Genomic DNA, 23653 nt, shown 5'->3' on the forward strand with positions numbered 1-23653 from the left:
GCCCGACAGGCCAGATCCGCCCGCCGGTGACGCCTAGTTAGGAACGAAACCGCCCAGCCGCCATAGTCAGGCGGCAGGACGCTCAAAAAAAGACGGTTATGTCCTCAGGCCTTGGCTGCTTTGAGCTCGTCGATTTTGGCGCAGAGGTTCTTCAGCACGAAATATTCTTCGGTGGAAACCTTGCCCTCGTTGACTTCCTGCGTCCACTTTTCGAGCGGAATCTTGATGCCGAATTCCTTGTCGATCGCAAAGACGATGTCGAGGAAATCGAGGCTGTCGATACCGAGGTCGTCGATCGTATGGCTCTCCGGCGTGATCGTCGCGCGGTCGATCTCGCTGGTTTCTGCAATAATGTCGGCAACTTTATCGAATGTAGCGGTCACGCGCTGTACCTCATGAAATGACGATTTAAACCTCCTCATAGGCAAATCCATTTCAAAAGCCAATGCTTTCGTCCCGGCGTTGCGGCAATTTGCCGGCCGGGTGTTGCCTAAACAGCAATGGAATGCAGGCCGTTCCCGTCACCCGAGGCGGGGCGATGCCGCTGCAGCCCCTGCGCCGACGGCGCAACAAGCATCCGAATCAAAGCCGCGTACGGCCTCGCCTCGAAGCAAGCGCCCCCGGCCGGAGCCGCAAGCCCGGACACTTGATCTGGATCAAATCGCAAGCCCGAAAATTTGATAATCATCAAGCGACGCGGGAAGAAATCGGGCTAGCCGAACCAACTCGCAATCGCGGCGTAATCGTCTCGGAAGAGCCAGCCATGCCCGGGCATGCCGGGTGCATCCGGATTTCGAAGGGATCAGGAAATGGACGTCGCACGCAGTAAGGTTTCCGAGGCCGGCACGCCCGTCGCTTGCCGTTCCTGCCAGGCCCGGCACGGCGTCGTCTGTGGCGCCTTGTCGAGCAGCCAGTTGCGAGAGCTCGGCCGCCATTCGCTGCGCCGCAAGGTCGATGCGGGCTCTGAGATCGTCGCTCAAGGGTCGGAAAGCTCTTTCTATTCGAACATCATGCGCGGGGTGGTGAAGCTCTGCAAGGTGATGCCGGACGGTCGCCAGCAGATCGTCGGCCTGCAATTCGCCCCAGATTTCGTCGGCAGGCCTTTCGTGCGCGAGAGCACGCTGTCGGCCGAGGCTGCGACCGATGCCGAAATCTGCGTCTTCCCCCGCAACTTGCTCGACCGCATGATATCAGAGACTAGGGAATTGCAGCGCAGCCTCCACGATCAGGCACTGAAGGAGCTGGATGCCGCGCGCGAATGGATGCTGACGCTCGGCCGGCGCACCGCCGAGGAGAAGGTCGCAAGCCTGCTCCACCTCATCGCCACGCATGCCGAGCCGCAAACGGCCACCAGCACCGCCTTCGATCTGCCGCTATCGCGCGCCGAGATCGCCGATTTTCTCGGGCTGACGATCGAAACCGTCAGCCGCCAGTTGACCCGGCTGCGCAAAGAGGGAGTCATCCGCATCGAGAACATCCGGCATATCGTCGTCCCCGGCATGGATGAGCTGGAAAAGAAAATCAGCGCGTAATCACCACACGGGTATTGGCAAGGCCGGCCTGACGCGCCAGCGAGAAGAACTCGGCCGCATTGTCGGGATGCAGGCGGACGCAGCCATGCGAGGCCGGCCGGCCCAGGCGCTTCAGGTCGAAAGTGGCGTGAACGGCGTAACCGCCGTTGAAGAACACAGCGTAGGGCATCGGCGCATTGTCGTATTTCCGGGAACGATGATCGCGCGACAGCCACTTGGCGCTCCACGAACCGGTGGGCGTGACGTAGCCGTTGCGTGCGGTCGAAACCTTCCAGCGATACTTGACGAAGCCGTTCTCGGTGACGGTCATCGTCTGCTTGCCGATGCTGATATTGGCAACCAGCATTGCTGCCTCGGCGGCAACGGGAAAAAACTGCAGCAATAAACTTGCGGCCGCAGCCGCCAAGATCGTCTTCATGATAGCCCCTCTTCGCACCCGCGCAGTTTATTGCGCCCTCACGACAGAGAGACTAAGCCAATACTTTCTATATTGCTTTAATCCGAATGGTAATCACAATTTTAACACGCTTAAGCCGTGAGCAACTCACCTACTGGAGCTTGCGCCCGGCCGCAGGCCGGCTGACGCGCTGATAGGCCTTGTTCATCTTCTCGCGGATAGAGGCCATCGCGCCGAGATTGTGACCGCAGGCGGCACAGGTAATGATATCGGTCTCCCGGATTTCGGGCCGCTCGAACTTCATCTTGGTGCTCTTGCACTTCGGGCACGGTAATTCAACCTGAACTGTCATCGCTCTGCTTCCGGTCTGATGAGATATGAGGCGCTTCGCATAAACCTTTGCGGCGGAGCTGTCCACCGGGGCGTGGACGCGCTGCGTGGCGCCCTACAGAAAACACAGAAACAACCCGAAGATCAGACCGGTGAGCACCATGCAGCTGGCATAGAACACCGACACGCCGTCTTCAATGTCCGCGGCGGTGGCGACGTCCCGCCCCGGGTTGTTGATCATCGGCTCCGTCACGACGACACCGCCATAGATGCGCGGTCCGGCGAGCTGGACATTCAGGGCGCCGGCCATGGCCGCCTCCGGCCTGCCGGAATTCGGCGAGCGGTGCAGGCCGCCGTCGCGCATCGCCACGCGGATCGCCTCGCGGCAGGGGTTCATGCCGCGCCTGATCCAGGCCCCGGCGGCGATCAGCAGGATGGAGAGCCGCGCGGCCGGCCAGTTGACGATATCGTCGAGCCGGGCAGCGGCCCAGCCGAAATCGATGTATTTTTCCGATCTGTGGCCGATCATCGAATCGGCCGTGTTCAGCATCTTATAGGCAAGCAGGCCCGGGAGGCCGAAGATGGCATAGCATAGGGCCGGCGCCACGACGCCGTCGGAGAAATTTTCCGCAAGGCTTTCGATCGCCGCGCGGCAGACGGCCGGCTCGTCGAGCGTTTCGGGATCGCGGCCGACGATGCGGGAGACAGCGTTCCGGCCGCCGGCGAGCCCTTCGCCGCGCAAGGCGGTCGCGACGGCCGCGACATGATCGGCAAGGCTCTTCTGCGCCAGGAAAATCGCCACCAGACCGGCCTCCAGCACGAGGCCGGCAAGGCCGAAGAGCGCGAAGAACCGATCGAACACGAAGCCCGCGGCGATCGACAGCAGCAGCAGCGCCAGGATTGCCGCGACGCCGTTCATCCGGCGCTGGGAGCCCGTAAGGCTTGAGGGATTGAGCTGCTGGTCGGCATAGGAAATCGCCGCGCCGAACATGACGACGGGATGCGGCACGCGTGACCACAGCCACTGCGGATCGCCGGCGATCCGGTCGAGCAGCAGCGCCAGAAGCAGCACAAGAAGGTTTTCGTCGATCGTCATCGCTCAAATCCCTGAAGGGCTTCGCCAAGCCGCCTGTCCGCCGCCGGATCGGGCGTCAAGCCGAACCGCAGCCAATCCGGCGCATAATCGAACTTGCGGACGAGAATATGATGCCGGCAAAGATGCGTGTAAATGTCGCTCGCCCTGCTATCGGCGGCAAGGGTGAACAATGCCGTTCCTCCCCTGATCCTCAACCCGGCCGAAGTCAGCGTCGCCTGCAGCGCGGCGCTACGTTTATCGAGAGAGTGGCGGATCGCGGAGACGTCGGAGCGAAACAGCGAGGCGGCCAGCGACAGCGCCGGGCCGGAGACCGCCCAAGGGCCAAGCCAGTCCTCGATACGAGCCAGAATATCCTCGCGCGCGATTGCAAAACCGAGCCGCAGGCCGGCAAGCCCGAAAAACTTCCCGAAGGAGCGGAAAATGATCAGGTTGGAGAGCTCTTGCGCGTGGGCTGCAAGGCTCCGCGCCGGATCGGCATCACCGAAGGCCTCGTCGACGACGAGAATCCCGCCTGCCGCCTTCATCCTGTCGTGCAGGGCAATCAGCGTTTCGGCCGACCAGACCCTGCCGTCCGGATTGTTCGGATTGACGACGACCGCAAGGCTGTGTTCACCGCCGATCGCAGCAATATCATCGACCGCATCGACGACAAAACCGGCCGAGCCGAAGGCGCGCGCATATTCGCCGTAAGTCGGCGACACCACGGCAATCCTATTGTCCGTCACGGCGACCCTGTCGTCCGTCGCGGCGCCCCGGCCTCCCTGTCGAAGCAAGCGCGGCAGGAGCTGGATCACGGATTGCGTCCCGGGCACCGGCAGCGGCAGAATCGCTCCGCTGCCATAATGATCGCGCGCCGCAAATCTTGCCTCGTCGACGAGATGCCTGTCCGGCAGACGGTGCCAGGCCATTGCCGGGATGTCAGGCAGGGCGACGGGACAGGGGTTGATGCCGGTGGAAAGGTCGAGCCAGTCTTCCGGCCTGCCGCCGAAAGCAGCGGCTGCGGCGGTAATGCCGCCGCCGTGGGCGATCGGCGCGCTCACGCGGCCGCTCTCGCAAGATCGATCAGATGCATGTAGGAGCCAGCTACCTGGCCGCGCCGGAGCCCGACAGCACCAAGATCGGTTCCCAAAGCGTCCTGTGCGGCAAACAGCCGCTTTCCCTCGCCCTCGGAAACAACGCTGGAATAGTGGAATTCATGCGCCGTCATCGTCCGCGCGAAGAAGGCGCCGTCGAGCGGCGTCACACGGCGATAGCCGAGATGACGACGGCGCTCGGCATAGCTGGTGACAACAGGCAGCAGGCCGAGCATTTCATGGCGTTTGCCCTCGGCATCGATCAGCCCATCGCCGAGCACCATGTAGCCGCCGCACTCGCCGTAGATCCTGATGCCGCGCGCCGCCGCATCGAGCATGCCGGCGCGGAAATTCTGCGCTTGGGAGAGCCGTCCCGCATGCAGCTCGGGATAACCGCCCGGCAGATAGATCGCATCGGCGTTGCCGGCCGGCGCCTCGTCGGCGAGCGGCGAGAAGAAGGAAATATCGGCCCCGCGGCGGCGCCACCCCAGCAGCATATGCTCGTAAGAAAAGGCGAAGGCGACATCGCGCGCCACGGCGATGCGGGCGCCGATCGGCATCAGCCGATCGATATTGGCGGCAGACGGCCGATTGAGCCCCTGCCTTGCGATGCGCAGCAGGAATTCGAAATTGCATTCCTCGGAAACGGCGTCCGCCGCATGGTCGATGAAATTCTCAAGCGTCGCATGTTCACCGGCCTGGACGAGGCCGAGATGGCGCTCCGGCAAGGCAAGCGTCTTGTCGCTGGCGATCACGGCGACAACAGGCATGCGGATCGCTTCGAGCGCGTGGCGCAGCATCGCCTCATGCCGTTCGCTGCCGACCTTGTTGAGGATGACGCCGGCAACGCGGACATCGGCGCGAAAGCCGGCGAATCCTGATACCAGCGGCGCCACCGATTGCGACATGCGCGAGGCATCGACGACCAGCACCACGGAGAGGCCGAGCTGGGCGGCAAGATCGGCCGCCGTCCCCTTTCCGTCGGCCGCTCCGTCGAAAAGTCCCATCATCGCCTCGATGACGAGGATGCGGCCGCCGGAGCGGTGAAGGGCTGAATTGGCCGAGATCAGTTCCGGGCGCATCGCCCAGGGATCGAAATTCAGGCAAGGCGTGCCGTTTGCCGCCGCATGGAAAGCGGGATCGATGTAATCCGGCCCGGCCTTGCCGGGTGCCACCGCAACGCCGCGTCGGCGCAGCGCCCTCAGCAGCCCGAGCGTCACCGTCGTCTTGCCGGCGCCGGAGGAAGGGGCTGCGATCAGGAGGCCGCTCATGTCAGCACCTTGCCGGACCGGCGAAATGGATCGGATTGCAGGCGCCGGCCCGCCAGGGCGCCGAGCCAGTCGAGCGAGGCTCTGAGCCGCACCACCTCGCCGACGACGACCACCGCCGGCGGCTCGAGCCCGGAGGCGGCGACTGTCTCGTGCGCGTCGCCAAGCGTCGTTTCCAGCACCTGCTGCCGGCCGGTGGCGGCGTTGCAGACGAAGGCAACGGGTTCGGACGGCGGCCGGCCGGCGGCGATCAACCGGGCGCTGATCTCGGCAATATGTTTCATCGCCATATACATGACGATGACAGGTGAACCCCGGCCGATCGCCTCCCAGTTGATCCTGTCGGGCACGATGCCGGAGGAATCATGGCCGGTGAGGAAGGTGACGGCATGGTTGATGTCGCGATGTGTCACCGGAATGCCGGCATAGGCAAGCCCACCGATGCCGGCGGTGATGCCGGGCACGATGCGGAAGGGGATGTTGTGCTCGACCAGCGTCAGCGCCTCCTCGCCGCCACGGCCGAAGACGAAGGGGTCCCCGCCTTTTAGCCGCAGCACTCGCTTGCCGGCCCGCGCCAGCTCAACCAGCCGTAGCGAGATGTCGCGCTGTTTCGCCGAAGGCTTGCCGCCGCGTTTTCCCGCAAATTCCACCACCGCCTGCTGCCGCGCCAGCGCCAGGCATTCCTCGTTGACGAGCGCGTCGTGCACGATGACATCAGCCTCGGAAAGTCCCTTGGCAGCCAGCAGCGTCAACAGCCCGGGATCACCGGGGCCGGCCCCGACGAGCCAGACGCTGCCCGGCTCCAGCGCCGGAAGATGAGAGAGTTGGCTATTCAACATTTTGTTGATCTAGGCCCAGCGAGGAGCAAGGTCAACGCCGCCTGCCCCGCCTCACTTGAAGTTGCTGAGATGACCATGACTCACTTTACGAGAAAGCGGATTCGAATTCTCCGAAAATCCGAATAACAATATGAATATATTATCATATGATCGCAAAAGCCGGCCGCGATGCAGCCGGCCTCCCAGTCGCTCAAACGCGAAGCAGCGCCTTGCGGATAAGGTCGATGACTTTCTCCGATTCGATACCGGTGCAGACGATCTGGCTCGGCAGGCCATCCCAGTCGCCCGGCGGGAAACGGCGACCGTCCGGCTTGATGATTGTCTGGCCGTCGGCAATGCCGCCGCACACGACGCGCACCGCACCCGATATCGACGAGAACAATTCCGGCGCCACGACATAGACCGCAGCGCAGCTGTCATGCACCATCATGCCGTCTTCGACCGCATGCTTGTAGAAATCGATATAGGACTGCGACAGTGTGTCGAGCAGCTTTACAGCCTCGTCGCCCTTGGCAGCCATCTCGCCGAGATAGCTCCGGCTCATCGTGGTGATCGAGGTGACGTCGAGGCCGATGACAGCGACCTTCCAGGGCGCGGTCATGACGATGTCGGCCGCTTCGGGATCGCCGTGGATATTGGCCTCGGCGACCGGCGAGACATTGCCCGGCACATAGAAATTGCCGCCCATGATGACGACGTCCTTGACCAAGCCCGCAATCTCCGGGTCTTCCTTCAGCGCCCGCGCCAGATTGGTCATCCGGCCGACAGCGACGAGGCGCACTTCCCCTGGGTTGGCGCGGACGGTGTCGATGATGAAGCGATGCGCCGGACGCGGATCGAGTGCCACATCAATCTTTTCCGGCACCTCGATATCGCCGAGGCCGTTGTCGCCATGCACCATCGCCGGCCATTCCCGCTCGGCGCGCGAGGGATCGATGGTGACGCTGGCGCCCTTGGCAACCGGCGCTGCGATATTCCATTCGCGCTTGAGGAAAAGCGCATTGCGCGTTGTCGTCTCGACCGAGGCATTGCCGAAAACGGTGGTGATACCGATCAGATCGATTTCGGGATGGCGGTGCAGGAAAAGAAGCGCCATGGCGTCGTCGACGCCCGGATCCGTGTCATAAATGACCTTGTGCATGGAATATCCTTTATGTGCAAACCGCGAGCTGCCGGACGGCGCTGCGAATTGTCGCCAACATAACGCCCGTCAGTCTTTCTGCAACCCGATGCGGGCAATCGCCGCCGTCGCATGCGCGGATTTGATTTTGCCGAGCAAGAGCTCCGCATCCGGGCCAATGGCCGCAAGTGCCGCCGATTCCGCCACGCCGTGACAGCCGACGCGGGCAAAGACGATCTCGGAGGGATTTTTGAGCCGCGGCGTTTCCGCTTCCAGCCGCGGCGCATCGAAGAACAACGCCGGCACGGAAAAATGCTCGGCAACGGCTAGGATTGCCGCCTCCTGCCTGCGGCTGTCGATGGAAGCGATAGCAGCAAGCTCCGGCCCGCCGATACCGGCCGCATCCAGCGCCGTAATGGCCAGCGCCAGAACTTCCGCATAGGGCGTCCCGCGCTCGCAGCCGAGCCCGAGCACGTGGCGCCGTGCCGTATCGAAGAAAATATCACTCATGGAAGCCGTCGAATGCGCTCTGCCGTGTCTCAGAAGATGATGCCGTTGGAAAACCGCTCCTGCTTGTCGCATCATGCTCTGGCAGCCATTGCAGCTTGGGATCGGAAATGCAACAAAGCCACCCGAAAGCTCTTCCGGAATACCGTCTTGCCTGACATTGCTCCTCATCTGCTTCTGCTGCTCTGCGCGGCTGCCTTCTTTGCCGGTTTCGTCGATTCGATCGCCGGCGGCGGCGGTCTCATCAGCGTTCCCGCCATGCTGATTGCCGGCATTCCGCCGCTGCAGACGCTCGGCACCAACAAGGTGCAGTCGATCTTCGGCGCCGCCTCGGCAACGCTCGCTTATGCCCGCAAGGGCCACGTGCAGCTTCGCGAACAATTGCCGATGGCGCTGATGGCGGTCATGGGCGGGGCGCTCGGCGCCGCTCTTGCCACGATCGTGCCCGGACAAGTGCTGCAGGCGATCATGCCGGTGTTGCTGCTGTCGATCGCGATCTTCTTTGCCGTCAAACCGAACCTCAACGACGTCGATACCCATCGCCGCATCACGCCCTTCGCCTTCGGCCTCACACTGGTCCCGGCTATCGGCTTCTATGACGGTGTCTTCGGCCCCGGCACCGGTTCCTTCTTCATGCTCGCCTTCGTCACCCTCGCCGGCTTCGGCGTGTTGAAGGCGACGGCGCACACCAAGCTTCTCAATCTCGGCTCGAATTTCGGCGCGCTGATCGTCTTCGCAAGTTTCGGCGCAATACTGTGGAAGATCGGCCTGTTGATGGGCGTCTGCCAATTCCTCGGCGCGCAGCTCGGTTCGCGGCTCGCCATGCGTATCGGCGCAAAGCTCATCAAGCCGCTGCTCGTCATCGTCTGCGTCGCCCTTGCAGTCAAACTGCTCGCCGATCCGGCAAATCCGCTGCGCGTCTGGCTCGGCGTTTAGCCTAAATATTTGACCGCCTCCATTACCTCTGACGTAATTGATAGGCCGCATCGCCTTCCCGCATGATCGCGCTGCCTGGAGTGAACGGGCGATCAAAAGGAGATGACCCGATGAACGACGCAAACAGCAATGCCGAGCGCTACCTCGCCGTCTGGAACGAGACGGATGCGGCTCACCGCCGCGCTCTCATCGCCGAGAGCTGGGTGGAAGCCGCAACCTACGTCGATCCGCTGATGTGCGGCGAAGGCCACGAGCAGATCAATTCGCTGGTGGAGGCCGTGCAGAACCGCTTTCCCGGTTTTCGTTTCGAACTGATCGGCACGGCTGACGGCTATGGCGACAATCTGCGTTTCTCCTGGGGCCTCGGGCCTGCCAATGGCGAAGCACTGATCAAGGGCACGGATTTTGTCGAGCTTGAGGGTGGCAAGCTGAAATCCGTCCGCGGCTTCATCGACCAATTGCCGGAAGCCGCCTGATGGCGCCGACCGCCCGCTCTCTTGGCGATCATTTGCGCGAATGGCGCCAGCGCCGCCGGATGAGCCAGCTCGACCTGGCGCTGGAGGCCGATATCTCGCAGCGGCATCTGAGCTTCATCGAGAGCGGGCGCTCGACGCCGAGCCGCGACATGCTGCTGCATCTTGCCGAACGCCTCGGCGTGCCGCTCCGCGACCGGAACCCGCTGCTGCTGGCGGCGGGTTTCGCTCCCGTCTTTACCGAGCGTGCGCTCGACGATCCCGCCTTGGAACCAGCGCGCCGCGCCATCGACATGGTGTTGAAGGCTCATCAGCCTTTCCCGGCGCTCGCGATCGACCGCCACTGGACCCTCGTTGCCTCCAACGCGGCGCTGGCGCCGCTCATCTCAGGCATTGCCGATCCGTCCCTGCTGGAACCCCCGGTCAATGTGCTGCGCCTCAGCCTGCACCCGCAAGGACTGGCGCCCCGCATTGCAAACCTCCCGGAATGGCGCGCCCACCTTATCGACCGGCTGCGCCAGCAAATATCGGCCTCGGGCGATCCGGTATTGGAAAGGCTGCTGAAAGAACTGCTGTCCTATCCGGTGCCCGAAGCGGCGAACGACGCGCATAGCGACCACGCCGGCATCGCCGTTCCGCTGAAGCTTTCGACCAAGGCCGGCCCGCTATCCCTGATCTCGACGACCACAGTCTTCGGCACGCCCGTCGACATCACTCTGTCGGAACTGGCCGTGGAATCCTTCTTCCCGGCGGATGAGGAAACAGCCGCGATCCTGCGCGGCCTTTCCCTCAACTGATGCCTAGAATTCTACCCCCGGCTGCCCCTTGATGCCGGAGCGGAAGGGATGTTTGACAAGCTCCATCTCGGTCACCAGATCCGCGATCTCGATCAGTTCTTCTTTGGCGTTGCGCCCCGTCATCACCACATGCGTCATGGCGGGCTTCTCGGTCGTAAGGAAGGCGACGACTTCGTTGATGTCGAGATAATCGTAGCGCAGCGCGATGTTGATCTCGTCGAGCAGCACCATGGAATTGCGCTCGTCGCGGATCAGTTCCTTGGCCTTTTCCCAGGCAGCCGAGGCGGCGGCAACGTCGCGGGCGCGGTCCTGCGTTTCCCAGGTGAACCCCTCACCCATGGTGTGGAACTGGCAGAGATCGGAGAAATGCTTCTCGATCAGATCGCGCTCGCCGGTCCACATCGCGCCCTTGATGAACTGCACGACGGCCGAGGGTTTACCATGGGCGATGTGGCGAAAGATCATGCCGAAGGCGGCGGATGATTTGCCCTTGCCCTTGCCGGTATGGACGATGATCAGCCCCTTGCCGTCGGTCTTGGTCGCCATGATCTTGTCGCGCGCGGCCTTCTTCTTCGCCATCTTCTCGGCGTGGCGCGCATCATCCTTGCCCGTTTCGTTGTCCGGGATTTCGTCACTCATCGGTTCACCTCATTCTGTGGTTTGGCCAGGTCGAACCGGGCCGAATTGCTGCGCGGCGTCCAGAGGCTGCGGTCGATCGCCTCGCGCAGCCGCGCTGTCATCTCGTCGAATGCCGCCGGGTTCTTTTCCGTCATGAAGCTACGCACACCCGGATCGGTGACGAAAGCCTGGTAGACCGCCTCGAAATGATGCGCACCGACCGCGCCCGTCGTCGCCGCGAAGGCGAAGAGATAGTCGACGGTGGCGGCAATTTCGGCCGCACCCTTGTAGCCGTGGCGCATGACGCCGGATATCCATTTGGGATTGACGACGCGTCCGCGCACGACGCGACCGATCTCTTCCTCCAGCGAACGGATCACCGGCCGCTCCGGCCTCGAATGATCATTGTGGTAGATCGAGGGGCGCGCGCCGCTGAGCGCCTCGGCCGCCGCCGCCATGCCGCCCTCGAACTGGTAGTAGTCATCGCTGTCGAGCAGGTCGTGCTCGCGATTGTCCTGGTTCTGAACGACGGCCTGCACCGAGCGCAGCCGCTCCTCGAACAGGCCGCGTTCGGCCTTGCCCTCCTCACCGGCGCCATAGGCATAACTGCCCCAGACGAGATAGGCCTCGGCGAGATCGGCGCGTCGCTCCCAACCCTTTTCGTCGATCAGCGCCTGCAATCCGGCGCCGTAGGCGCCGGGCTTCGAGCCGAAAATCCGGTAGCCCGCCCGACGTTTCGCCGCGGCGGCGTCGAGGCCGGCAGCCGCAAGCCTTGCCGCCTCGCCGCGCATGCGCGTTGCGATCGGATTGTCGGCCTCGTCCTCTTCAAGCGCGCCGACGGCGCGGACCGCCTTGTCGAACAGAGCGATCTGCTCGGGAAAAGCGTCGCGGAAGAAGCCGGAGATGCGGAGTGTCACGTCGACACGCGGCCGCCCGAGCATGGCTTGCGGTATGATTTCATAGCCGGTAACGCGGCGAGAACTCATGTCCCAGAGCGGCTTGACGCCAATCAGCGCCAGCGCCTGGGCGATATCGTCGCCGCCGGTGCGCATATTCGACGTTCCCCATGCCGTCAGCCCCAGGGAAACAGGCCATTCGCCGTGATCCTGCACATAGCGGCGCACCAGCAGCTCGGCGGATTTCTTGCCGAGTTCGTAAGCGGCCGGTGTCGGCACTGCGCGGCTGTCGACCGAATAGAAATTTCGGCCCGTGGGCAGCACGTCGGGCCGCCCGCGTGTTGGCGCGCCGGATGGGCCAGGTGCGACGAAGCGACCGTCGAGCCCGTTGAGTAGACCGTGAATTTCGGCGGGGCCGCAGGCGAGGATGGAGGGCTTGAGGCGGGTTTCGATCTCGGAGAGTACAGCCTGCGTAGCCTTCCACTCTGCTGGGCACTCCATTTCGCCGGAAACGAACTTCGCTGCCAGCAGTTCGACGCGCTCGACGGCGTCGCCATTGGTGCGCCAGGGTGCATCGAGAACGTCGGCCAGGATGGCGGGACGTGTTCTGGTCCAGGGGGTGGCCATGTCGCAGTCGAGAGGGTCGAACGTGGAGTTACCCCTCTCTGTCCTGCCGGACATCTTCCCCACAAGGGGGGAGATCGGCAAGGAGTAAGACAATCGCTCTATATCGATTGTTTGGGGAGGCCGGCGCTCCGATTCAATCTCCCCCCTTGTCGGGGAGATGTCCGGCAGGACAGAGGGGGGTGCCCCAGGCACATTGCCCATCCCCGCATCCGCCGCGATCACCCGCTGCAAGCTCGCATCACCGCCCTCGCCCAGCCCGCGCGGCACCCGCGCCAGCGCCACGGTGAGATCTGTCAGCAACCGCCCCTCCGGCGACACGCCGAACACATGCAGCCCATCCCGAATCTGCATTTCCTTGAGGTCGCAGAGATAGGCGTCGAGCTTCTTCAGCGCTTCGCCTTCGCTTTCGCCGCTCTTTATACCGGCATCCCGGTCGAGGCCGATATCGGTCACCAGATCGAGGATCTGCCGGCTGAGCAGGCGAATGCGGCGGGGATCACTGCCGGAGGCCTCGTAATATTCGTCGACCAGCGCTTCCAGATCCTTGAGTGGCCCATAGCTCTCGGCCCGCGTCAAAGGCGGCGTCAGATGATCGATGATGACGGCGGCAGTCCGGCGCTTGGCCTGCGTGCCCTCGCCCGGGTCGTTGACGATGAAGGGATAGAGATGCGGCAGCGGCCCGAGGATCGCCTCGGGATAACACTCCTCCGATAGCGCCAGCGCCTTGCCCGGCAGCCATTCGAGATTGCCGTGTTTGCCCATGTGGATGACGGCATCGGCGCCGAACGCGCGCCGCAGGAAAGCATAGAAGGCAAGATAACCGTGCGGCGGCACGAGATCCGGCGAATGATAGCTCTCCTTCGGATCGATATTATAACCGCGCGCCGGCTGAATGCCGACGAGGACGCTACCGAAGCGGGCGAAAGGCAGGGCGAAGACGCCGTCGAGAAAATACGGATCGTTCTCGGGATCGCCCCAGCGGGCCCTCACCTCATCCTGAATCTTATTAGGAAGAGTATCCAGGAAGCCGTTGTAGAGACTCAGGGAAAGGGTCTCGCGAATGACCCTGCCGTCATGACCTGAATTGGTCGGCCCTTGCATCAGATGCCGGATCAGCGCGTCGCCATCGGCCGGAATATCGGCGAGCGGATAACCCGCTGCCGCCATCGCCCGAAGCACCTCGATGCTGCCGGCCGGCGTATCCAGGCCAACCCCGTTGCCGAGCCGGCCGTCGCGATTCGGATAGTTCGCCATCACGAGCGCGATGCGCCGGTCGCGAGCCGGAGTAGCGCGCAGCCGCGCCCAATTGGCGGCCAGTTCCGCCATATAGCGCACCCGGCCGGCATCCGGTTCGCTGGCGACAATGTTGGTCTCGACGGCTGCATCGTAACGCGCCGCCGTCTTGAAGGAGACCGCCCGCGCCAGCACCCGGCCGTCGACTTCGGGCAGCGCCACGTTCATGCCGAGATCGCGCGCCGACAGGCCTTGCGAGGAGGCCGCCCACGCTTCCTTGGAGGACGCAGACAAGATCGCCTGCAGCACCACCGCCCCATTCGCCTCCAGCACCGTCGGCTGCCGGTCGGCACCAGGCGCGGAGACGGCAAAGCCGGTCGTGTTGATCACGACATCGGGTTTCACTACTGAGAACACGCTCTCGATAATGCCGGTCGAAACGGGATCCTTGAGGCTATAGGCAAAGACCGGCAGCGGCCGGAGACCCTGCGCCTGCAAGGCTTCGATCAGCGCTTCGATCGGCTTGGTCTCGCCGCTCTGCACGAGCGCTCGGTAGAAGCTGATGGCGACGATTGGCTCCACCGCCACCTTCTCTGTCACCCGCCGCCACTCCTCGACCCCGATCAGCCCTCGCCCCGGCCACCAGATCCCCGCCTTCATCAACGGTACCGCCGGCGCGGGCTTCTCCGCGCCCGACAGCATCGCCGCGGCATAATCGAGAAAGGCGCGCCCATTGGCCTCGCCGCCCTCGATGAGATAGGCCCAGAGCGCATCGAGATCGTCGACCTCGATGTTCGAGAAGGGTACCAGCCCCGCATCCGACCTGGCATCACCCGGCAGCACCGCAATCTGCGCGCCGGCGCGGGACGCTGCAGCATGCAGCGCCTCCAGCGCATAGCGGAAATAGCTGGCGCCGCCGAGCGCACGGACGATGATGAGCCTGGCGTGCCGCGCCGTGCGCTCGACATAGGTATCGACCGACATCGGGTGCTTGAGGCTCATCAGGCTGGCAAGCCGCAGCGAATGCGGCCCACCGCAGGCGTGATGGGCGGCCGCGATCGCCGCAAGCTCGCTGTCGGCGGCCGACAGAAACAGGATATCGCCCGGCGTCTGACCGAGATCGATCGCCTCTTCGCCGTCGCTGATCGTTCCCTGCTGGGCCAGAAGCAGATGCATGGGCCTACGCCAGCGCCTCGATCGCCGCTCTCACCGCACCCTGATCCATCTCATGCAGACCAATGACGATGAGGCGCGTGCCGCGGTTTTCCCCAGGCGCCCAGGCGCGATCGAAATAGTGGTCGATGCGGCTGCCGACTGCCTGGAGCTGCAGGCGCATCGGCTTGCCCGAAACATCGACGAAGCCCTTGAGGCGCAGCACGTCATGGGCCGATATGATGCTCTTCAGCGCCTCGATGAAGCCGGCCGGATCGGCGACCGGGCCGAGATCGACGACGAAGCTGTCGAACTCGTCATGATCGTGCGGCGTGCCGTCCTCATGCTCCAGTTCGTGATGGGACTTGCGGTTGGCGATATCGTCCTCCGTGCCGATGCCGAGGCCAAGCAGGATGCCGGCCGGCACCTCGCCGTTTTTCGCCTCGATCATCACGGGCTTGCGCGAGGTGCGGGCGGCGACCTCGTCGCGCACCCGGCCGAGGCCGGCCACGTCGATCAGGTCGGTCTTGTTGAGCACGATGAGATCGGCGCAGGTGAGCTGATCCTCGAACAGTTCCTCGATCGGGCTCTCATGATCGAGCGATTGATCCCCGCTGCGCGCCGCCTCGACGGCATCGTGGTCGTCGGCGAACCGGCCGGCGGCAACAGCCGCGCTGTCGACCACCGTGATCACGCCGTCGACGGTCACCTGGGTGCGAATGTCAGGCCAGTTGAAGGCGGCGACCAGCGGCTGCGGCAGAGCGAGGCCCGAAGTTTCGATAACGATATGGTCGGGCCGCTGTTCTCGCTCCAGCAGCTTCGTCATCGTCGGAATGAAATCGTCGGCGACGGTGCAGCAGATGCAGCCATTAGTCAGTTCGATGATGTCGTCCTCGCTGCAGTTCTCCGCACCGCAGCCCTTCAGCACCTCGCCGTCGACACCGAGATCGCCGAATTCATTGATGATCAGCGCGATCTTTTTACCGCCGGCATTGGTAAGCAGGTTGCGGATCATCGTCGTCTTGCCGGCGCCGAGGAAACCGGTGATGACGGTTGCGGGAATCTTCTGTTGGTTCATGGATTTAACCCTTCATTTTCAGCGGCAGGCCTGCCGCGATGAAATAGACTTCGGCGGCCTTTGCCGCGATCAGCTGGTGGAGACGGCCGGCATGATCGCGAAAATCCCGCGCCATGCGATTGTCCGGCACGATGCCGAGGCCGATCTCGTTTGACACGAAAACGAGCCGCGCCTTTGCCCGCGGCAAATAATCGGCGAGCGCCAAAAAATCCGCCGCCATATCGCGCTCCTCCATCATCAGATTGGTGACCCAGAGCGTCAGGCAGTCGATCAGCACGACCCGGCCCTCGCCGTCGATGGCGGCGAGCCTGCCGACGAGATCGAGCGGTTCCTCATGCGTCGTCCATGACGGGCCGCGATCGGCTCTGTGCTGGGCAATCCGCGACTGCATCTCCTCGTCCCACGCCCGGCCGGTCGCGACGTAGTGACGATCGAGGCCGGTTGCAACGACGAGGTTTTCGGCAAACCGGGATTTGCCGGAGCGTGCGCCGCCGAGGATGAAAATGGCATTGGAGAGAGCGGTCGTCATGCGCAGAAGGCCTGCTGGGAGAATGCGACACCCCACCACGCTCCCTCATTCCTGTGCCTGTCACAGGAATCCAGCCACGGCGCGTCCGCGCCGTGAATGACTCTCATTCGGGAAGTAAGTCTCTCGCGCCCAAGGACTTGGTCGCACTGGATTCCTGTGACGGGCACAGGAATGAGGGAGGAGAGGGAAATGCGCTCCAGTACCCCACGAGGCAACGCCGAATTCAATCGTTCAGCCAAAACAACCTCCGTGCTGGCAGCGGGTCTCTTGCCCAGGATTGGGCTTTTCGCCCGGCACGAATGGCAGGTCTCCTGGCTCGCGGTTGTCGGCCGCGATCGGGGCGGACCGGAAACCGGTCGCCCCTGATCGTGCCAGCGGATCTGCCTCGCCTTCCCGGCTGCATTGGTGAAGAGGTGGACGATTCGTAGAAATAGAGGCGTCCGACCCCGGTTGATCACCATGCATGTCCAGTGGCTTTTCCGGCATGTCGCCCGTCACGCCCGCCTGCGCGATTGCAAGCGGGCAGGAAGGGCTCGATGCCGGATGGAAGACCCTGACCGCTCTACAGTCGCGGGGTCGGCTGTGATGAAGGCGCCCGGTGTGGGTCCGCCCCGTCACATTCCCTTTTCATCCGGAAGGCGTAACGCCGATCCGGAACCATCCGTTATATCCGCGGATGATCAGATGACCATCCGCGTGGGATGGTCTGGCGACCATCCGTTGAGGGATGGTTAGGCAAGCTCAGGAGTGAAGTCAACCGGCCTTGGCGGTCGGCCGTGGGCGGCAAGGCAGGCACGCTCATCCGAACACGACTTACTCGACCAGGAATATCGTCATTTATCAGAGGCTTACGTCATAAATATTTGACGCGCCCGCCGGCTTTTCGCCGCAATTGCGCTGCAAGCGGACTTCGCCATCGCCCTTGACCGGGCCTCTTCCTGCCTAGTTGTCTTGCCATGCTTATGAAATTGGATCGGCGCCGGTTCCGAGCGCTGCGTGTTTTCTTCGATCCGGGGCGGCTGCGGGCGCTGACCCGCCGCAGCGAAGTCGGTCTATCTCTGGCGGGCGCTGTCGTCGGCATTGCCTCCGGTCTTGCCGTGACCGGCATGAGCTTCGTCTCCAATGAACTGCATCAGTTGGTCTTCGGTATCGCCGACAGCGAAAGGTTGAGCTCGTCGGTGATCGACGACAAGCTGCTGCTGCTCACCGCCCCGATCATCGGCGGCATCCTGCTCGGCCTGTTGCTCTTCATTTTGGCCAAACGCCGCAAGAAGCCGATGGTCGACCCGATCGAGGCCAATGCGCTGCATGGCGGCCGCCTGTCCTTGACTGACAGCATTATCGTCGCCGTGCAGAACCTGATCTCCAACGGGTTCGGCGCCTCCGTCGGCCTGGAGGCCGGCTATACCCAGCTTGCCGCAGGGCTCGCCTCGAAACTCGGCCTGAAGCTGCAGCTTCGCCGCTCGGATCTCCGCGTCCTCGTCGGCTGCGGCGCAGCCGGCGCCATCGCCGCCGCCTTCAACGCGCCGCTGACCGGCGCCTTCTATGCCTTCGAACTGATCATCGGCACTTATACGATCGTCTCGCTGACCCCTGTGGTGGTTTCGGCCCTCGTTTCCACCCTGATCGCAAGGCTGCTCACCCACGGCGATTTCACCATCGATATCGGCGGCTTCGGCGCGGTCGTGCCGGCCGATTATATCCCGGCGCTGCTGCTCGGCGCGGTCTCAGCCGGCGTCGGCATCCTGATCATGCAGGGTGTCGCCTTTGTCGAAGAACTGGCGCGCAAGAGCGCGATCGCCCCGCCCTTCCGCCCGGCCCTCGGCGGCATCATCGTCGGGCTGCTGGCGATGATCTCGCCGCAGGTGCTTTCGGCCGGCCATGGCGCGTTGCATCTGAACCTCTCCCGCGACGTCGCCATCCCGGCGCTGATCGGCCTCTTCCTGTTGAAATCCTTGGCTTCGGCGATCTCGATCGGCTCGGGCTTCAGGGGCGGCCTGTTCTTCGCCTCGCTGTTCATGGGCGCCCTGCTCGGCAAGCTCTTTGCTTATTGCGGCCCCTATTTTGCCGATGCGACGCTGACGCCCGTCATTTATGCCGTGGTCGGCATGAGTTCGCTTGCCGTCGCCGTCATCGGCGGGCCGCTGACGATGACCTTCCTGGCGCTCGAAATCACCGGCGACTTCCCGATCACCGCGCTGGTGCTCGCCGCCGTCATCACCTCCTCGCTCGTCGTGCGCTCGACCTTCGGCTACTCCTTCGCCACATGGCGCTTCCACCTGCGCGGCGAAAGCATCCGCAGCGCCCATGACGTCGGCTGGATCCGCAACCTGACGGTGGACAAGCTGATGCGCGCGGACGTCAAGACGGCAAGGGCTGGCATCTCGCTGGAGGAATTCAAGCAGGCCTTCCCAATCGGCTCGACCCAGCGTGTCATCCTTGTCGAGGAGAGCGACAAATATGCCGGCCTCGTGCTGGTGCCGGAGATCTACGCCAACCCGACCGACACCCAGGACGAGGGCAAGACGCTTGCCGATTTCATCCACTACCGCAACGATTTCCTGCAGCCACAGATGAATGCAAGGCAGGCGGCGGCGATCTTCGATAAGAGCGAAAGCGAAGCACTCGCCGTCGTCAACAATTTGATCGAGCGCAAGGTGATCGGCCAGCTCAGCGAAAGCTATACGCTGCGCCGCTACAGCGAAGAACTGGACCGCCGCCGTCGCGAAGTCTCCGGCGAAATCTGAAGGGGTGTTATGACGCGGCGCCGGCCAGCCGGAAGACGTCGGCCTTCTTCGAAACGCCCCGCAATTCGAAAGAGCCGAGATACTCGCAGGGGACGGCTGAGGTCGCCGCGAAGCTCTCCGACAGCAGCAGGTGCTGCTCGAGCATTCCGCAGAGCTTTTCCAGCCGCGAGGCTTCGTTGACAGCCCTGCCGATCACCGTGAAGTCGAGCCGGCCGTGGGCGCCGACATTTCCGTAGAAAACCTCGCCGAGATGCAGCACGACATCGATGCCGATATCGGGGCCTCCGTTGCGTGTCCGCTCGCGATTAAGCTCTTCGTTGGCCTTCAGCAGATTCTGAGCCGAAGCCAACGCTGCCCTGCAGGCCTTTTGCGGATCCTCCGCCTCAGTCGGAAAGATCGCCAGTACACTGTCGCCCATGAACTTGAGGATCTCGCCGGAATTTTCCTCGACATGCCGGTCGATCAGCTCGAAATGCTCGTTGAGAAACCCGACGATCTCCGCGGGCTGATAGACCTCGGTCAAGGCCGTGAAATTGCGAAGGTCGGCCAGTAGGATGGCGGCATCGATGGAACCGCCCATTCCTCTGCGGGTTTCGCCGGCAAGGATACGCGCACTCGTCCTAGCGCCGGTATAGACCGCGAGGATATCGCTCGCCGTCTTCGAAACCGCCACGCGGTAGGCCGCCAGTCCGAGTGCCGGGAATAGCGCTGCGACGATCGCCAGTTGATCATCGGAAAATCCGCCCGGCGCATCGCTCGTCAGCGAGAAACCGAGCCCGCGCAACGCGACTTCCTTCGGGAATTCGAACAGGCTAATCACGTGATCCGTGCCCCCGGAAAGCGCGAATTCGTTGAGCTCGGTATAATCGAGACCCTCGCCCCTCGCCAAATTCCATCGCCCCGTTCTTTCGCCGCGGCTCAAAAGGTAAAAGATCGGCGTCTTCTCGAAGTCACGCTCCGTAGCACTGCCGTGCTCGGCATTTTCAAGGACGGTCTCACCGCCCCGCATGAAATTGGCCGCGACGCCGCGATACATCGGATGCAGGGACGGCATTCTGATACTCGCCCGCCAGATCGGAAACCCGTCCGCGATCAGCCGCTTACACAGGCCGGAAACGAGCTCGCCAATATGCTCGCTGGTGATTCCCTGCTCTATAATCCACTGAATATGACCGTTAATTTCCGAACCTCCACATGAGCCGGCGCAACCTTATGACGGCAAATCGGGCAAATGGGCGGCGATGCCGAACCGGCTGCCGCCCTATCAATTGATAGTCGCGCCAAACCGATATTTCCAGCCGTTATCAACGGCAAGTCATTTTATCCGAAGCCGGCACAACGCCGGCGGGTATCGTCCTCACATCCGGACCGTCATGCCGCCGTCGACGGTCAATACGTGGCCGTTGACGAAGGATGCGGCGCCGCTTGCAAGAAACAGTGCTGCACCGGCGATCTCGTCCGGGCGTCCCCAGCGTTGGACCGGGATGCGCTGGCGCACGAAGGGCATCAATTCCTCATTCGCGGCCATTGCCGCGTTCGTCTCCGTGGCGAACCAGCCGGGTGCGATCGCGTTGCTGGTGATGCCGTGAGGGCCGAATTCGACTGCCATGCCGCGCATCAGTCCGGTCAGACCCTGCTTGGCAGCCGGATAGACGCAGTCGCCGGGCATGACGACATGACCGCTGATCGAGGTCACCGCGATCAGGCGGCCATAATTGCGCCGCTTCATCAGCACCGCGGCATCGCGCGAAAGCATCATTGCCGCGGCCAGATCGGTGTGCAGCAGCTCGATGATGGCCTCATCGTCGAATTCGGTCAGCGGCCGCCTGTCGCGGGCGCCGACATTGTTGATCAGAATATCGAGACGGCCGCGGACCTTTTCGATATCGGCCATCACAGAACGCTGGGCCTCGCGGTCGGCGATGTCGAACACGGCAGCCTCCGCCGAGCCGCCCGCCGCACGCAGCGTTCTTAGGGCCTCGTCCAGCGTCGCCGCCGTCCGTCCGGTGATGATGACATGCGCGCCGGCCTCGGCAAGCACGCGCGCCATCTCGAAGCCCAGACCGCGGCCGCCCCCGGTCACGAGCGCCACCTGACCAGCCAGTGAAAATCTATCCATTACGCTCATGGTTTATGCTCTCGACCGAATTCTCGTGGTGAGAGAATTAATGGACTCAGTCAACTAATTTGGCAAGAATGGAGCGGCAGACAGTGGGCGCAAGTCGCTGCTCTGAGCATTCGATGGCGCCCCAACTCTCCTCCTCCTTCATTCCTGCGCTTGTCACAGGAATGACGGAGAAGAGGTTAAGCACCTCAGATCAACCGAACATAGGGGACCTGCTTCCAGCGGGAGCAAGGCAGCGCGGCAATCCCCGCCTAACACACATCCATCCCTACCCCAGCAACCCCGCAAGCCAGCGCGAATCGAGATGCTTCTCCAGGTCACTCGCGATTTCATCCAGCGCCCACTCGACGCTCTCGCGGTAATTCCTCTGCTCCCCCGAGAGCCCAAAGCTTTGAAGCAGCAGGGCGCGATAGGCGTCGCTGCCGAAGAGCCCGTGCAGATAGGTGCCCATGATCCGGCCATCGGCCGAAAGCGCCCCGTCGGGTGCGCCGTCGATAATCGCCGAAGGCCGGTCGCAATCCGGGCCGTGGGTGATGCCGAGGTGGATCTGGTAGCCGGCAAGCGGCACGTCGTATTCAGTCGAGCGGGCATGGCTGTTGCGCACGGTTTTTTCAGGCGCCATCTCGGTCTCGACGTCGAGCAGCGCAAGCCCCGGCGTCTCGAGTGTCCCGCCCTCGAGACCGAGCGGATCGTGCACCGTGCGGCCGAGCATCTGGTAGCCGCCGCAAATGCCGATCACTCGGCCGCCGCGTCTGACATGCATATGGAGATCGCGGTCCCAGCCTTCAGCCCTGAAATCGGCGAGATCCGATATCGTCGCTTTCGAGCCGGGAAGAATGACGAGGCTCGCATCGGCAGGCAGCCGTTCGCCCGATCGCACGAAGACCAGTTCGACGTCCGCCTCGGCCCGCAGCGGGTCGAGATCGTCGAAATTGGCGATGCGCGGCAGCACCGGCACGGCGATCTTCAGCGCCCCGGCCCTGCCCTTCGCCAGCCGTTCGAGCACGACCGAATCTTCGGCCGGCAGGCGCGCCGCACCCGGCAGCCACGGCACGACGCCGAAACACGGCCAGCCGGTAAAGCCTTCGATGGCGCAGATGCCGTCGTCGAACAGGGAGATGTCGCCGCGGAACTTGTTGATGATATAGCCCGCGATCATCGCCCGGTCCCCTTGATCGAGAATCGCATGCGTGCCGACCAACGAGGCGATGACGCCGCCGCGGTCGATATCACCGACGAGCACGACAGGCACGCCGGCCCGGGTCGCAAAACCCATATTGGCGATATCGCCGGCCCTGAGATTGATCTCGGCCGGCGATCCGGCACCCTCGACGATGACGAGATCGGCGCCCGCAGCGACTTTTTCGAAGCTTTCGAGCACTGCGCCGAGCAGCTGCGGCTTCAGCCGCTGATAATCCCGCCCTTTCGCCTGTCCGAACACCCTGCCCTGCACGATGATCTGACTGCCATTCTCCGATTGCGGCTTGAGCAGCACCGGGTTCATGTGCACCGAGGACTGCGTGCGCGCCGCCAGCGATTGCAGCCACTGCGCCCGGCCGATTTCGCCGCCGTCATCGGCAACCGCCGCATTGTTCGACATGTTCTGCGGCTTGAATGGCCGGACGGCAAGCCCGCGATTGGCCGCCAGCCGGCAAAGGCCGGCGACCAGCACCGTCTTGCCGACATCCGAGCCGGTTCCCTGCAGCATGATCGCTCTTGCCATAGTGGCCGCCTTTCGCTGAGGCGAGGCCTACAATGGGCGACGATCCCGGGTCAAGGCGTGCCCTCGGTCAAGACGTGTTCTGAGTCAGGACTTGACCCTGCTCAAGCGTCCCGCAGAAACGCGAAAACCGCGCATGGCCTTGGCTCTGCGCGGTTTGCCGAAAACTCAGGCGTCTTCGCCCCTACACGGCGAAGCTCGCTTTCCCCGGTACGCACTACCTGAACCGGGGAAGCGGCGGTCATTGCCGCCACGACCCAACTGATAACGGCACATTCTTACCGGAGAGTTATTGAAGCCTTACGCAAATGTTAATTTTGACTTTTTTTGACTTTCTCGCCGAAATTTCTGCCGAAGCCCCACCGGCGATCGCCAAGAGCGTGCAAACTGCTTAAAGGCGCCATTTTCGGGATATTGAGATAAATTCTTCGAATTCAATCATTTAGTCCCGCAACCATCAGCAGAAGACGGTTGATTTCTGCGAGCGAACGCGTAGGCTTCCCAAAAACGCCATTTTCGAACCATGACCTGCGATAAGCTGCCGGAGCCGCAAGGACGAA

General features: G+C 63.2%; 21 protein-coding genes and 1 riboswitch. Of the genes, 5 read left to right on the top strand and 16 right to left on the bottom strand.

Annotated features, from left to right (window positions below; translation table 11 throughout):
• Nucleotides 1-104 precede the first annotated feature (104 nt).
• Nucleotides 105-383, bottom strand: a complete 279-nt coding sequence (locus tag FHX03_RS19895) for an acyl carrier protein (protein WP_003540486.1) — start codon at nucleotides 381-383, stop codon at nucleotides 105-107.
• A 426-nt stretch (nucleotides 384-809) separates the two neighbouring features.
• Between FHX03_RS19895 and FHX03_RS19900 the strand changes: the two genes are divergently transcribed.
• Nucleotides 810-1532, top strand: coding sequence for a Crp/Fnr family transcriptional regulator (locus FHX03_RS19900; protein WP_183779376.1), 723 nt, complete (start codon nucleotides 810-812; stop codon nucleotides 1530-1532).
• Here FHX03_RS19900 and FHX03_RS19905 read toward each other — a convergent pair.
• The 8 genes from FHX03_RS19905 to FHX03_RS19940 all read right to left on the bottom strand — a co-directional run bounded on the left by FHX03_RS19905 (nucleotide 1522) and on the right by FHX03_RS19940 (nucleotide 8165).
• Entirely contained in the window at nucleotides 1522-1950 is a 429-nt protein-coding gene (locus FHX03_RS19905) for a L,D-transpeptidase (protein WP_097625797.1), read from the bottom strand. The genes FHX03_RS19900 and FHX03_RS19905 overlap by 11 nt on opposite strands.
• 130 nt (nucleotides 1951-2080) lie before the next feature.
• Nucleotides 2081-2281 (bottom strand): hypothetical protein, encoded by a 201-nt coding sequence (locus FHX03_RS19910; protein ID WP_183855084.1) that lies wholly within the window; start codon nucleotides 2279-2281, stop codon nucleotides 2081-2083.
• A gap of 93 nt (nucleotides 2282-2374) precedes the next feature.
• Complete coding sequence (gene cbiB, locus FHX03_RS19915; protein ID WP_183779378.1) at nucleotides 2375-3355, bottom strand: adenosylcobinamide-phosphate synthase CbiB; 981 nt, start codon at nucleotides 3353-3355, stop codon at nucleotides 2375-2377.
• Complete coding sequence (cobD, locus tag FHX03_RS19920) at nucleotides 3352-4395, bottom strand: threonine-phosphate decarboxylase CobD (RefSeq protein ID WP_183855086.1); 1044 nt, start codon at nucleotides 4393-4395, stop codon at nucleotides 3352-3354. Before cobD ends, cbiB begins: the two co-directional genes overlap by 4 nt.
• Nucleotides 4392-5699 carry a cobyrinate a,c-diamide synthase gene (locus tag FHX03_RS19925; protein WP_183855088.1) on the bottom strand — a complete coding sequence of 436 codons (1308 nt, stop codon included), beginning with the start codon at nucleotides 5697-5699 and terminating at the stop codon, nucleotides 4392-4394. Before FHX03_RS19925 ends, cobD begins: the two co-directional genes overlap by 4 nt.
• A complete protein-coding gene (cobA, locus tag FHX03_RS19930) occupies nucleotides 5696-6535 on the bottom strand; it encodes a uroporphyrinogen-III C-methyltransferase (protein ID WP_183855090.1) in 840 nt (279 codons plus the stop codon). Before cobA ends, FHX03_RS19925 begins: the two co-directional genes overlap by 4 nt.
• Before the next feature lie 190 nt (nucleotides 6536-6725).
• Nucleotides 6726-7676 (bottom strand): nucleoside hydrolase, encoded by a 951-nt coding sequence (locus FHX03_RS19935; RefSeq protein WP_183855092.1) that lies wholly within the window; start codon nucleotides 7674-7676, stop codon nucleotides 6726-6728.
• Between the two features lie 69 nt (nucleotides 7677-7745).
• Nucleotides 7746-8165, bottom strand: a complete 420-nt coding sequence (locus FHX03_RS19940) for a cobalamin biosynthesis protein (protein WP_183779388.1) — start codon at nucleotides 8163-8165, stop codon at nucleotides 7746-7748.
• A 147-nt stretch (nucleotides 8166-8312) separates the two neighbouring features.
• Here FHX03_RS19940 and FHX03_RS19945 point away from each other — a divergent pair, with 147 nt between their 5' ends.
• From FHX03_RS19945 to FHX03_RS19955, 3 genes are all read left to right on the top strand, one after another.
• The gene (locus FHX03_RS19945) at nucleotides 8313-9098 is read left to right on the top strand and encodes a TSUP family transporter (protein ID WP_097625804.1); all 786 of its coding nucleotides are present in this window, start codon (nucleotides 8313-8315) and stop codon (nucleotides 9096-9098) included.
• Nucleotides 9099-9208: 110 nt separating this feature from the next.
• Nucleotides 9209-9574, top strand: coding sequence for a nuclear transport factor 2 family protein (locus FHX03_RS19950; protein WP_246699269.1), 366 nt, complete (start codon nucleotides 9209-9211; stop codon nucleotides 9572-9574).
• Nucleotides 9574-10368 (top strand): helix-turn-helix domain-containing protein, encoded by a 795-nt coding sequence (locus FHX03_RS19955; protein WP_097625806.1) that lies wholly within the window; start codon nucleotides 9574-9576, stop codon nucleotides 10366-10368. Before FHX03_RS19950 ends, FHX03_RS19955 begins: the two co-directional genes overlap by 1 nt.
• Nucleotides 10369-10371: 3 nt before the next feature.
• Here FHX03_RS19955 and cobO read toward each other — a convergent pair whose 3' ends face one another.
• From cobO to cobU, 4 genes are read right to left on the bottom strand one after another with little or no spacing between them, the layout of a single operon-like run.
• Nucleotides 10372-11007: a cob(I)yrinic acid a,c-diamide adenosyltransferase gene (gene cobO, locus FHX03_RS19960; protein ID WP_183779394.1), complete on the bottom strand. Its 636-nt coding sequence runs from the start codon at nucleotides 11005-11007 to the stop codon at nucleotides 10372-10374.
• A complete protein-coding gene (gene cobN, locus FHX03_RS19965; RefSeq protein WP_183855093.1) occupies nucleotides 11004-14918 on the bottom strand; it encodes a cobaltochelatase subunit CobN in 3915 nt (1304 codons plus the stop codon). Before cobN ends, cobO begins: the two co-directional genes overlap by 4 nt.
• Before the next feature lie 4 nt (nucleotides 14919-14922).
• A complete protein-coding gene (gene cobW / locus FHX03_RS19970) occupies nucleotides 14923-15972 on the bottom strand; it encodes a cobalamin biosynthesis protein CobW (RefSeq protein WP_183855095.1) in 1050 nt (349 codons plus the stop codon).
• Nucleotides 15973-15976: 4 nt separating this feature from the next.
• Entirely contained in the window at nucleotides 15977-16501 is a 525-nt protein-coding gene (cobU, locus tag FHX03_RS19975) for a bifunctional adenosylcobinamide kinase/adenosylcobinamide-phosphate guanylyltransferase (protein WP_183855097.1), read from the bottom strand.
• Nucleotides 16502-16784: 283 nt separating this feature from the next.
• Nucleotides 16785-17178, bottom strand: a riboswitch (cobalamin riboswitch).
• 279 nt (nucleotides 17179-17457) lie between these two features.
• On the opposite strand from cobU, the gene FHX03_RS19980 reads away from it, so the two are divergent.
• Nucleotides 17458-19248 carry a chloride channel protein gene (locus FHX03_RS19980; protein WP_097625812.1) on the top strand — a complete coding sequence of 597 codons (1791 nt, stop codon included), beginning with the start codon at nucleotides 17458-17460 and terminating at the stop codon, nucleotides 19246-19248.
• A 7-nt stretch (nucleotides 19249-19255) separates the two neighbouring features.
• Here the strand turns inward: FHX03_RS19980 and FHX03_RS19985 are convergent, their stop codons facing one another.
• The 3 genes from FHX03_RS19985 to FHX03_RS19995 form a co-directional block, all read right to left on the bottom strand.
• A complete protein-coding gene (locus FHX03_RS19985) occupies nucleotides 19256-20344 on the bottom strand; it encodes an adenylate/guanylate cyclase domain-containing protein (protein WP_097625813.1) in 1089 nt (362 codons plus the stop codon).
• Between the two features lie 261 nt (nucleotides 20345-20605).
• Complete coding sequence (locus FHX03_RS19990; RefSeq protein ID WP_183855099.1) at nucleotides 20606-21376, bottom strand: SDR family oxidoreductase; 771 nt, start codon at nucleotides 21374-21376, stop codon at nucleotides 20606-20608.
• Between the two features lie 265 nt (nucleotides 21377-21641).
• On the bottom strand, nucleotides 21642-23096 hold the full coding sequence (locus tag FHX03_RS19995) for a cobyric acid synthase (protein WP_183855101.1): 1455 nt from the start codon (nucleotides 23094-23096) through the stop codon (nucleotides 21642-21644).
• Nucleotides 23097-23653: the final 557 nt, after the last annotated feature.

Source organism: Rhizobium sp. BK456, from assembly GCF_014194045.1.
GTDB lineage: Bacteria > Pseudomonadota > Alphaproteobacteria > Rhizobiales > Rhizobiaceae > Rhizobium > Rhizobium redzepovicii.

Bases quoted from the DNA above. Each gene is read 5' to 3' on its own strand.
- FHX03_RS19900 (WP_183779376.1), top strand. From the start codon at position 810: ATGGACGTCGCACGCAGTAAGGTTTCCGAGGCCGGCACGCCCGTCGCT.
- FHX03_RS19905 (WP_097625797.1), bottom strand. From the start codon at position 1,950: ATGAAGACGATCTTGGCGGCTGCGGCCGCAAGTTTATTGCTGCAGTTT.
- FHX03_RS19910 (WP_183855084.1), bottom strand. From the start codon at position 2,281: ATGACAGTTCAGGTTGAATTACCGTGCCCGAAGTGCAAGAGCACCAAG.
- cbiB (WP_183779378.1), bottom strand. From the start codon at position 3,355: ATGACGATCGACGAAAACCTTCTTGTGCTGCTTCTGGCGCTGCTGCTC.
- FHX03_RS19925 (WP_183855088.1), bottom strand. From the start codon at position 5,699: ATGAGCGGCCTCCTGATCGCAGCCCCTTCCTCCGGCGCCGGCAAGACG.
- cobA (WP_183855090.1), bottom strand. From the start codon at position 6,535: ATGTTGAATAGCCAACTCTCTCATCTTCCGGCGCTGGAGCCGGGCAGC.
- FHX03_RS19935 (WP_183855092.1), bottom strand. From the start codon at position 7,676: ATGCACAAGGTCATTTATGACACGGATCCGGGCGTCGACGACGCCATG.
- FHX03_RS19940 (WP_183779388.1), bottom strand. From the start codon at position 8,165: ATGAGTGATATTTTCTTCGATACGGCACGGCGCCACGTGCTCGGGCTC.
- FHX03_RS19950 (WP_246699269.1), top strand. From the start codon at position 9,209: ATGAACGACGCAAACAGCAATGCCGAGCGCTACCTCGCCGTCTGGAAC.
- FHX03_RS19955 (WP_097625806.1), top strand. From the start codon at position 9,574: ATGGCGCCGACCGCCCGCTCTCTTGGCGATCATTTGCGCGAATGGCGC.
- cobO (WP_183779394.1), bottom strand. From the start codon at position 11,007: ATGAGTGACGAAATCCCGGACAACGAAACGGGCAAGGATGATGCGCGC.
- cobN (WP_183855093.1), bottom strand. From the start codon at position 14,918: ATGCATCTGCTTCTGGCCCAGCAGGGAACGATCAGCGACGGCGAAGAG.
- cobW (WP_183855095.1), bottom strand. From the start codon at position 15,972: ATGAACCAACAGAAGATTCCCGCAACCGTCATCACCGGTTTCCTCGGC.
- cobU (WP_183855097.1), bottom strand. From the start codon at position 16,501: ATGACGACCGCTCTCTCCAATGCCATTTTCATCCTCGGCGGCGCACGC.
- FHX03_RS19980 (WP_097625812.1), top strand. From the start codon at position 17,458: ATGCTTATGAAATTGGATCGGCGCCGGTTCCGAGCGCTGCGTGTTTTC.
- FHX03_RS19990 (WP_183855099.1), bottom strand. From the start codon at position 21,376: ATGAGCGTAATGGATAGATTTTCACTGGCTGGTCAGGTGGCGCTCGTG.
- FHX03_RS19995 (WP_183855101.1), bottom strand. From the start codon at position 23,096: ATGGCAAGAGCGATCATGCTGCAGGGAACCGGCTCGGATGTCGGCAAG.